We start from the raw sequence: 10119 nt of genomic DNA, 5'->3' as shown, positions 1-10119 counted from the left end.
TTATTGCATTGATCGGGAAACACTGGCCAAAACGCTCTATGGCAACCTGGGCGTTCCCATGGCTCAGGGATTTCATCCGGACCTCTTCCCTTGGGGCTATGAGGATATTAAAGGTCGAAAACAGAATATCGAGAAAGCCAGGCAACTGCTCAAAGAAGCCGGTTATCCCAATGGGGTTGACGTGGAACTCAGGATAACCCCGCCTTTCCCCCGGCTGGACCTTATGGCCCAGGTAGTTCAGCAATGGGGCAAGCAGGCCGGCTTCCGGATTAAGATCACCTCTTTAGTCGGAGTGCAGTATTGGATGGCCTTGCGTAAATACACCTATCAGATGCAGGTCTGGAACCTGGCCAAAGAAGACCCCATGAACTTCTACCATCAAGCTCTTCATACTGATCCGGCCAAGCCTTATTTAGGTCACGCGCCCGTGACCGGGATCAAGGATCCGGTAATGGATAAGCTCCTGGACGATACGAGCCAGGCCATAGATATTAAGAAAAGGCGAGAGGCCTTTAAAAAGGTGGTTTTAAGGTGCAATGAAAAGGCTTATTTAATTCCCTACATGACCCAGATAGGCGCCACCATGTGGTCTGATAAGCTTAAGAATTTCAATCCACTTAAATATTTTTACGGCATGCAAGCCTTCCGTGAGGCCTGGCTGGAAGGCTAGGGCCTGGCTCCATTGACTAAACAAACGGGCCGGGTAAATCCCGGCCCGTTTGTTTTACTTTAAAGTATTAAAACAATCAAAACAGCATTCAAAGGAAACGGTGAGATTTGAACCTCCGACCCCCTGAACCCCATTCAGTAGGATCTTTGGGAAAAATCAAACATAACTTATTAATATTATTACGCATCTCAAATCACCTGGTTTTTCAGGCGGTTTGAGCATACTGTGCTTGATGTGAATAATATCAGATGCTTGCGCTGTGTGTTGTCCTAAAAGGGGTCACATAGGGGTCACAGAACTCATTTTGGGAGGCATTTAAATCCCTATGCCGTTTGGTGTCCTGTTTCTAGCTGCCAGATCACCTGAAGATGGGCATCGGAAAGAGAATTATAAAAAATAAAAGAACAAAGGCAAACATTTGTCTACACCGTGCTGGCCATTGTAATTTCAGAGAGAATGAATCCAAAGTCAGACATATCACACCCATGAAAAAGCGTCTGTCAAGGGGAAAATTCTATCAATGAGATGCCCGACCAGAGCCAGACCTTAACCAGGGGGGTACGATGTTTGTTCCCTTTTCCAAAGTTCTAAATAATTTGACTTTCAAGAAGGATTTTGAGAGCATTGGTTGGCACATGAACATTTTAGTAGATGTTATTTGCTTTGGTTTTACAAAACAGATTCTCTGATCAATCTTAAGGCCTTGGTTCAGATATTTGACACCGTTTTATTTTTATTAAAGAAGGAGGATCAAGTATGGAATTCGGATTTACGGAAGAGCAGGAAAAGTTGAGGAAAGATGTTCGCGATTTCTTTATGAACGAGATGCCCGAAGATTTTGAGCCGGGCGTCGAGACAATGTTTTCTTTAACAAAAGAACAAACTGAATTTTGGATGACCTTCCAGAAAAAAACAGGTGAGAAGGGATATTTAACACCGGGCTGGTCTGAGGAAACAGGCGGCCTGGGTCTCGGCCCCATTGAACAAGGGATTGTAGAAGAGGAATGGGGACGCACCGGCGGCAGGTGGCCGAACTTTTCAGGTCTGCATATAGCGGGGCCTGCTGTGCAGGTGTTTGGCACTGAGGAGCAAAAAAAGAAGTTTTTACCTGGAATCGCCAAAGGGGAGGCGGTATGGAATCAGGCTTTTACCGAACCTGAGGCCGGTTCAGATGAGGCCAATCAGCAGCTTAGGGCTGTGGAGGATGGTGACAACTACGTTCTAAACGGTCAAAAAACTTTTATTACGACGTATGTTAAACCCGATTATCTCTATACCTTAGCCAGAACCGCGGATACCGAACCTAAACACAGAGGCATTAGCCTCTTTCTTGTACCGGGAGACGCCCCTGGCGTATCATACCGGGCCTTGGGCAGCATGGGTTTCGGGACGCAGGTCGATATCTTCTATGACAACGTGAAAGTTCCCAAGGAAAACCTGCTGGGTGAGCTCAACCGGGGTTTCTACCACGCGATGTCCGCTTTTGAGTTTGAACGGAGCGGTACCGGGGGACCGGCATCTGCCAAGAGAAGCCTGGAGGAGTTCGTCGAGTTTTGCAAGGAAACAATGAGGAACGGAAAGCCGCTAATGGAAGATCCCGAGGTTCGAAGGTCAGTGGCGCAGATGGCTATTGATATAGAGGTGCAAAGACTCATTGCCTGGCACGCGGTGTGGTGGTTTTCCGAGAGGGAAAAATTGGGTCCAAAACCCTATGACCTGAGCGGCTTTTTTACCAAGATATTTTCCACCCAGCACCCGGAAACAATGATGAATATCATGGGACTATACGGCCAGCTTCGCACCGGTTCGAAATGGGCCAAGTTCGCCGGAAAGGTGGAGCGCAGATGGCAGATAGCCCGAAGCGTGCACCCGGCCGGAACACTTGAAGTAAATAAAATTGTCCTCGCCGGGCGGGGGTTAGGGTTGCCCAGGGTGCCAGCAAAATTTAACAAACAGATTGCCAAGGCGCTGGGAGAAAAGAAATAGCTGTTCAACAAGATTGAATTTTTAATTCGAAAGGAGTTAGGTTATGGATTTTTCTCTTAATGAAGAGCAGGCAAAGCTTCAAAAAGAGGCTCGAGAGTTTCTGGAGAAGGAATGTCCTGAGAGTTTTGTGAGGGAAATGGAGGACGGTGATAAAGGCTTTTCTCCAGAGCTTTGGAATAAGATGGCCGAAATGGGGTGGCTGGGACTCGTATACCCCGAGAAATACAATGGCAAGGGAGGCAGCTTCGCGGATCTGTCTGTCGTCTATGAGGAAATGGGGAGGGCGATGCTTCCCAGCCCTCATCTTTCAACTGTGGTTCTCTGCGGGCTGACTATCTTGGAAGCTGGCACTAAGGAGCAGAAGGCAGACCTGCTCTCAAAAATAGTCGCCGGTGACCTGATTCTCTCTCTGGCCCTGACAGAACCTGAATCAAGTTTTGACGGCAAGGCCTGGGAAGCTGAAGGCGTAAATGTTCGTGCTACCCCTGACGGGGATGATTATATCATCGACGGCACAAAATTATTCGTTCACGACGCTCATATCGCCGATTACTTATTGTGCGTAACCAAAACCAGAGACAGCGCAAATCCTGAGGATGATATAACCTTATTTTTAGTAGATGCCAGCGACCCCGGAGTAAGCTGTGAGATATTGGAAACAACAGCGGGTGACAAGCAGAGCGAGGTTAATTTTAATAAGATAAGGGTGGCCAAAGAAAATATTGTAGGCGAGCTACATAAGGGCTGGCCTCCCCTGGAAAAGGTGATGCAGAAGGGAGCGGTTCTGCTCTGCTCGGAGATGGTGGGCGCTGGCCAGCGTGTTTTAGAGATCACCGTTGATTATGCCAAAACAAGAATCCAGTTTGATATGCCTATAGGTATTAACCAATACATCCAGGATCACTGTGCTTTTCTTTTGAGCGAAGTTGATGCCGCGAGATGGCTTACCGGTCAGGCAGTCTGGAAAATCAGTGAGGGTCAACCGTGTGATATGGAGGCGGCGATGGCCAAAGCCTGGACCAGTGATTCGCACGAGAGGGCGTGCTGGCGCGGTCATCAGGTTCTTGCCGGTGTTGGTTACACCGTGGACAAGGGCGTCCTTCCCCTCTACTCGAGGAGGGCTAAGACCAAGCAGCTCTACCTGGGTGATTCGGCTTACCACCTGGAGAAGGCAGCCAGGCAGATAGAAAAGTGGCCTGGCCCGGAGAAGTTTAGAGGCAAGGCCGTTGGTCTTTGGGACATTCCCAAAGAAGAACAGATACCATACTGGGAGCCCTGGAAGAAGCGCTGGGAAGAGAAAGAAGGAAAAAAATAACACCAAGAGTTGAAGGTAAATAGAGAACCAACGGCTTATACTATAAGCTCTCTTAAAAAAATTTTTGTTTACTCTGACTCATGAGCACCGCTTCGCTGAGAGGGCAGCGGTATATGTCGTAAGGCCTCTGCATGGAAAAAGCGCATTAAAAGTCTTGTAAACTATTGTAATATTTGATATAATGGTGGAAATTCACTGAATGGATTAGAAAGATGGTCGTCCATATTTCCACCAAAGGAGGATTTGTAAATCACTTTATCAACTTACGACCTTGCAAGAAGTGATGTATTGATCAAAGTATTGATCAAAATAATTTTAAGGGGTTAAATCGTATGACCTAACCCCTTGAAATTACTGGTCGGGACGAGAGGATTTGAACCTCCGACCCCCTGAACCCCATTCAGGTGCGCTTCCAGACTGCGCCACGTCCCGTTTGCAGCATCACTATACACTTGACCATTTTCTACTGTCAATATCTTTACAGATGGAGCCATTTGCACTATGAAAATATTTTCCTGTCTGACTTCACGATTATGTATTTACGAGGTGATAAACACGATTTGAATCCAGTGAGTGTAAACTTTGTGGTAAAATAGGTGTCAAGATGAACCGTGTTGATAAATTAAAAATCTCATCATCATCCTGGAAACGAATTCTTTGCCTGGCTTGATTTTATGATAGCTGCCTTGATTCCCTAATAAAGATATGGTAATAATTAAAAATAATGGGTCGGTACCATGGCCCGATTAGCTGAAAATAATCAACGAGAAACGAGACTAGACAAAGGAGGATTACTTATGGGTGCGTTGGTTGGTGGAATAATTGCTTTGATTCTTGGCCTGATCGGGCTGATCTACTGGTGGGGATATTTCATCAAGGCTCTGATGGCTATTGTTCCCATAGGACTCATCCTTGGAGGCGCCCTGGCTACCTATTTAGGTATCGAGGAGTGGAAAGACACCGCCCGCCGGACCGAGGACGAGGTTAGCCCCGATACTACGCCGGATACGGCACAGGCTGAAAAGGAAAAATACAAAGCTGAAGCAGAGAAATATAAAGCTGAACTGGATGCCCTGAAAAAGCCCCCGGAGAGCGAAAAAGCAGAAGATTAAGGAGGCAGACTCGCCTTTCCATGTCAGGAGGCCCTGGGAAGGACGATTTTCTGCCTTAGCCTCTTAGTTGTGGCCCCGGTAATAAGACCCCGGCTGCCTGGAAAGGAGCCGGGGTTATTTACAACATCAAGCTTAGCAGTCATCTGCCAAATGTTTGGGTGCAATGGAGAGCAGTGAAACATCTCCTGCATTAACGTGAACGATTTCCCCATCAATGGCTCGCTTAACTATCAACTCTCCTGATTGATTCACATCAATAGCCGTTCCTTCTACCAGATTCGATTGTTGAACAAAACGAACCTGGGAGTTCAAAGTCTGACAGATTTGACGATACTGGTTCAGGAGTTCCTCATGGCGGTTTTGAGTTAAAAATTTATAATATTTTTCCATCTCATAGAGGAAGGCAGCCAGGACTTCCACCCTGTCCCAGGTTCGACCGGTAGCTATAAAAAGGGAACCCGCCTGAGCAGCCAGTTCAGGAGGCAGATCGTGAGCGGACAGATTTACATTGATTCCCACGCCCAAGATAACAAAGAGAACCTTTGTATTTTTCATATTCATTTCGGCGAGAATACCGGCGATCTTTCTGTTTTGAAGCAGTAGATCGTTGGGCCATTTGACAGATGGAGTCTGACCGATAATACGACCTATGGCTGAAGCCCCGGCTACTCCCGCGGCCAGGGTTAGGAGGGATATCCGGGCAGGGGGAAGTTCAGGCCTAAGAACCAGGGATAAATAGATATTCAGACCAGGCGGAGAGTGCCATATTCTTCCAAGTCTGCCCCGCCCTGCCGTTTGACTCTCGGCCAGGACAAGCGTCCCTTCCCTTGCCCCTGCCAGAGCCAGCTCTTTCGCACGCTCATTGGTCGAATCAATCCGCTCATGAATCTCAATATGATCACGGCCTAAGACTTCAGTCTTTAAGGCAGACCGAAGAACATGTTCGGTTATGGAGCTTTTTGCATTGGGGTGCATCAGACAGAAGAATTGACCATCGCTTCTATCGGCCGCCTTTTTAGAGGCATGAGAGGATAGAAATTGTTAAGAAAACCGTTAATAATCTTAAGGTGGGAGCCGCCTTTACGAAATTAAGGTTTTGAGTTTACTTCTTTTTGTTTGAAAATCTCCATACGGCGCAGGCTGCAGATAATCTCATGTCTATTGGCGCAGGTTAATTTTCCTTCTTCAGGCTCATACCAGATGCACTCCTCGGAACAAGCAGGGGGGAGTTCCTTTTCTACAGGTGAGGGTTCAGTAAAACGGTAGGCGGCCATTAAGATAATACCTCCCTCGACTTTAGGCCTAAAATGATTAGTACTTGATCAGATGACTCGTTTTAATTTTCCAAAAGTTAACGGTTCAGGTCCCATAATTTAAGGCAGAGTCAAACCTGCCCTCTTTTCACGTCTTAATATACTGAGACCCAAAAATCTTGGGCCGCAGTGAATGGTTTTTATTTATTTTACTCTTTTTAATATGCCTATGAACCGGCCAATCGGTTATTTAGTGTATGTTTATTTTACTTCTACAACATGTTGTATGTCAAGAAAAAATTCACTTCTTTAGAAGCCTTTTCAACCCCTAGCCGCAAATTGTGATAGTTGCTACATCAACTTTTTTATAATGTCAAGAATAAAATGTAATGAAACTATACGAAAATAAAGAAAAAGATTCGCAGGCGCGATTGATGGCTCAATCTTTGTTCAAAGAAGTAAGTCGGAGTTTCTGGCCTACCCTTATCCAGGAGGTTTTAAGACGATTGAGTCGTTTGATCGTGTCAATGGGAATGCCGGTGTGCCGGGCGATTTGGCTCAGGGTGTCCCCTGGTTGCACCACATAAAAGTCTCCTTGCCTTTGCCCGGTCTTGAAACTTGGAGGAGTGCGTACGGCCTTTTTAAGGTGAGACGATAACTTGGCGCCGTGCCCATATGGCACATTGATTTCGTATTTGCCTGCCGGGAAATAACGCCCCAGGATGTGGGGGTTGAGTTCCTTCAGGACCTTATAGTCAGTCCCCAGGGTCTTGGCGATTTTAGTGATGTGAAGAGGGGTGGGCAGATTAACCTTCAGCCTTTCAGCCTTGATAGGCTCATAAATGCGATCCAAAGGCAACCGGTAGCCATACCGCTCAGGATGTTCCAAAATTATCTTGATGACAGATATACGGTAGATAAAACGCTCCGTTTCTTTTGGCAGACGAAGTCGGTAAAAATCACTGACTTGCTGCTCCTTGATTTCATTTTTTAATCTTGCGTCTCCGCAGTTGTAAGCGGCCAGAGCCATAGCCCAGGTCCCAAAGATAGATTTGAGGCGCTTCAGGTATTTCAAGGCAGCCCTGGTTGACAGTTCAAAACTGAGCCGCTCATCCATGTTCCGGCTCTTCCGCAGGCCGTTCTGGCGAGCGGTGGCAGCCATAAACTGCCAGATGCCTAAGGCTGAGCGCTTGGAGCGAATGTCAATAATCAGCGCGCTTTCAGCCACGGCCAGGTACTTGAGATCGTCTGGCAGCCCTTCCTCGGCCAGGCTTTTTTCGATGAACGGGAAGTAACGGCCTGCTCTCTTCAGCCACATATAAACCTGGGCCCGGTCCCAAACAAGAATGGTGAATTCCCGATCCAGCATCTCCCAGACCTGACGGCTTTCTAGAGGCATCCTCTCCCCGCACAGGGAAACCTGTACCGGCTGTGGATAATCGCCTCTAATGAACCACTGGGAAGGCGATCCGGTTTCGGAAGCTGCCGCCGATCCTCCAAAAAGGTGAAGCAGTATCAGGAGGGATAAGACCGGTACGAAGCGAAAGAGCGAAAAAAAGCGAAACATATTTAACTTCCCTTTGACCGGAAGTGTTCATAACCCCGGCTGGTTAGAGGTCTGGACCGCCCTTCTGACAAACAGAACAACCCAGGCTTGGGCGTTACTTGAGCCACACGCCATATTTCACGATCCAGACCCTCATGAACCATTTGGCGCAGAGCTTCCACGCTGGATCCAGGAACGGTGAAGAGCAAGGCATAGTCCTCACCCCCGAAGAGCGCCCACTCTATCGGGTCCACATTCAATTCGTTGGCCAGTGCTTGAGCTTCTTTTGAAAGAGGCAGGTCGTCCAAAAAAATTTCAGCCCCCAAAGCGCTGGCTTCGACGAGATGATTCAAATCTGTTGCCAGGCCGTCAGAGACGTCAATCATGGACGTCACCAGGCCGCTTTCAGCCAAAAGAAGGCCCAATTCTTCTTCGGCTCGGGGAGATTCCAAGGCATTCCGTAAATACTCCCGAATCTCCAAGTCAACTTCCGGGGCTGATTGATCTTGAAGAGCCAACCCCGCCGCGGCGTCGCCTAAAGGACGCGAAACAAAAACCAGGTCACCGGCCCGGCCGCCGGATCGGTAAAGAACTTTCTTTGGATCGGCCCGGCCCAATAATACAAGATTAAAAATCAGTGGGCCGGGCGAGGACGAGGTGTCTCCGCCGAGGAGGTCTATATGACGGCTTCTGAATTCGTCATACAAGGTGCTGGCAAAGGCTTCCCAGAACGCCAGCTCTGTCTCGGGCGTCAGGGCCACCGTAAGCAGTCCCGCCTTGACGCGACCCCCCATGGCCGCTATATCAGAAAGATTGATGGCCAGAAGCTTTTGCGCCAGCATCGCCGGGTCCAGGTTATCCCTTGTAAAATGAACACCTTCGACCAGGATATCGGTCGTTAAAAGGAGAGCTTCGTTTCCGATCCTCAGCACGGCACAGTCGTCGCCAATGCCTTTGAGCACTTCTGACCCGGTGGATAGAAAGCGTTCGGCCAGCCCCTTGATCAGGTCCAGTTCGCCGATATCCTTGAGTTTCGTCACGCGCCTTTGGTCCGATTCTGCCTAATTGACTATCTCTAACTCATTAAAAAAATATTGAATCTCAAAAGACGCCGTTTCCAGCGCATCAGAGCCGTGGACCGCATTTTTTTCAACGTCAGTGGCAAATTCCGACCGCAAGGTCCCGGGCGCGGCATCTTTGGGATTCGTAGCGCCCATCAGGTTTCGGTACTTACTGATGGCCTCTTCACCTTCCAGAACCATCACCACTGCCGGCCCTGAACTCATGAAATCGGTCAGGGGATCAAAAAAAGGCTTGCCTTGGTGTACGGCGTAAAAGCCTTGTGCCTCTCTTTTAGTCAGACGCAGCATCTTCATGGCCTTGATCTTAAGACCCTCAGCCTCGATACGCGCCATAATTTCACCAATTTTTCCTTGAGAAACCGCATCGGGTTTGATGATGGATAGTGTGCGTTCCATTTGAGATTTCATTCCTTTCCGGCATGACCCAACTCAAGCCTGATCTGCTCATATTTGCCTTGAGTCCTGAAAATAAAGCAGCAAAACGAAGGCCTCTAAAAACTACAGTAATTAGTTTAACCCACCGCCCCTTATTGGGCAAGGATGTTCTGGAAAACGGTTCTGAAAGACAGGAATTTGTAAAGGGCAAATATAAGCATCTGGTATTGGACGGCAGAAACCGGGAAAATGGATTCCTGCTTTCGCGGGAATGAGTTAATATTGTCAGGCAGACCCGCTTTGCGGGCCACCCTGACCTACAAGATTTACAGGGATTATTTTCTTTACTCTAATTTGGGTAAGCTATTAACTATCTTAACTGTATCTAAACTAACGGTAACCACTTTGCCTACAAGCCGGACGATGTATCGCTGGTCATCAGGCTGATTCGGATCATTGACAATGCCGCTGCGTTTATCGGTTTTAACCCTATATTGGTCAATGATCCACTCTAGAGCGGAGCGGTTGCCCAGGCGATATTCAAAGGCCTCAGGTGGGATGCCGTCAAGTGTTAGAAGGTCATTGTATTTAAGGTCGGTTTTTCCCCTGGAAAATTTCATTTTCTCAACATTCCAATCCAGCTTTTCATCCTTGTTTTCTATCCACCGGATGTTCCGTAAGAAGGCCATAAGGCTGTCAGGTTGTAAGTATTTGTAAATAGAGCTATTTTCTTCTCGATTGAAGTTTTCGTTTAGTGTCTACCTTTCCTTTTCTCCTGGG

The 10119-nt window shown here is 47.7% G+C and carries 9 protein-coding genes and 1 tRNA gene; 4 read left to right on the top strand and 6 right to left on the bottom strand.

Features of this window, described 5'->3' with window-relative positions:
- The 3 genes from JRI95_14255 to JRI95_14245 all read left to right on the top strand — a co-directional run.
- On the top strand, positions 1-670 hold a 670-nt coding region (locus tag JRI95_14255), incomplete at its 5' end, for a hypothetical protein (GenBank protein MBW2062705.1).
- A 756-nt stretch (positions 671-1426) separates the two neighbouring features.
- Positions 1427-2656 (top strand): acyl-CoA dehydrogenase family protein, encoded by a 1230-nt coding sequence (locus JRI95_14250; protein MBW2062704.1) that lies wholly within the window; start codon positions 1427-1429, stop codon positions 2654-2656.
- Positions 2657-2699: 43 nt separating this feature from the next.
- Complete coding sequence (locus JRI95_14245) at positions 2700-3971, top strand: acyl-CoA/acyl-ACP dehydrogenase (GenBank protein ID MBW2062703.1); 1272 nt, start codon at positions 2700-2702, stop codon at positions 3969-3971.
- A gap of 355 nt (positions 3972-4326) precedes the next feature.
- Here JRI95_14245 and JRI95_14240 read toward each other — a convergent pair.
- Positions 4327-4403: transfer RNA gene (locus JRI95_14240), tRNA-Pro, on the bottom strand.
- 365 nt (positions 4404-4768) lie between these two features.
- On the opposite strand from JRI95_14240, the gene JRI95_14235 reads away from it, so the two are divergent.
- A complete protein-coding gene (locus JRI95_14235; protein MBW2062702.1) occupies positions 4769-5083 on the top strand; it encodes a hypothetical protein in 315 nt (104 codons plus the stop codon).
- Positions 5084-5215: 132 nt separating this feature from the next.
- Here the strand turns inward: JRI95_14235 and JRI95_14230 are convergent, their stop codons facing one another.
- The 5 genes from JRI95_14230 to JRI95_14210 all read right to left on the bottom strand — a co-directional run bounded on the left by JRI95_14230 (position 5216) and on the right by JRI95_14210 (position 10028).
- Entirely contained in the window at positions 5216-6058 is an 843-nt protein-coding gene (locus JRI95_14230; GenBank protein ID MBW2062701.1) for a biotin--[acetyl-CoA-carboxylase] ligase, read from the bottom strand.
- A gap of 717 nt (positions 6059-6775) precedes the next feature.
- Positions 6776-7903 carry a transglycosylase SLT domain-containing protein gene (locus tag JRI95_14225; protein MBW2062700.1) on the bottom strand — a complete coding sequence of 376 codons (1128 nt, stop codon included), beginning with the start codon at positions 7901-7903 and terminating at the stop codon, positions 6776-6778.
- A gap of 2 nt (positions 7904-7905) precedes the next feature.
- On the bottom strand, positions 7906-8922 hold the full coding sequence (gene thiL / locus JRI95_14220; protein ID MBW2062699.1) for a thiamine-phosphate kinase: 1017 nt from the start codon (positions 8920-8922) through the stop codon (positions 7906-7908).
- A 21-nt stretch (positions 8923-8943) separates the two neighbouring features.
- Positions 8944-9360, bottom strand: a complete 417-nt coding sequence (ndk, locus tag JRI95_14215; GenBank protein MBW2062698.1) for a nucleoside-diphosphate kinase — start codon at positions 9358-9360, stop codon at positions 8944-8946.
- A gap of 323 nt (positions 9361-9683) precedes the next feature.
- Complete coding sequence (locus tag JRI95_14210; GenBank protein ID MBW2062697.1) at positions 9684-10028, bottom strand: hypothetical protein; 345 nt, start codon at positions 10026-10028, stop codon at positions 9684-9686.
- Positions 10029-10119: the final 91 nt, after the last annotated feature.

The sequence above is a fragment of the Deltaproteobacteria bacterium genome (genome assembly GCA_019308995.1).
Lineage (GTDB): Bacteria > Desulfobacterota > Desulfarculia > Adiutricales > JAFDHD01 > JAFDHD01.
Note: the sequence above shows the minus strand (reverse complement) of the source record. Positions and strands in the feature narration are given on the sequence as shown.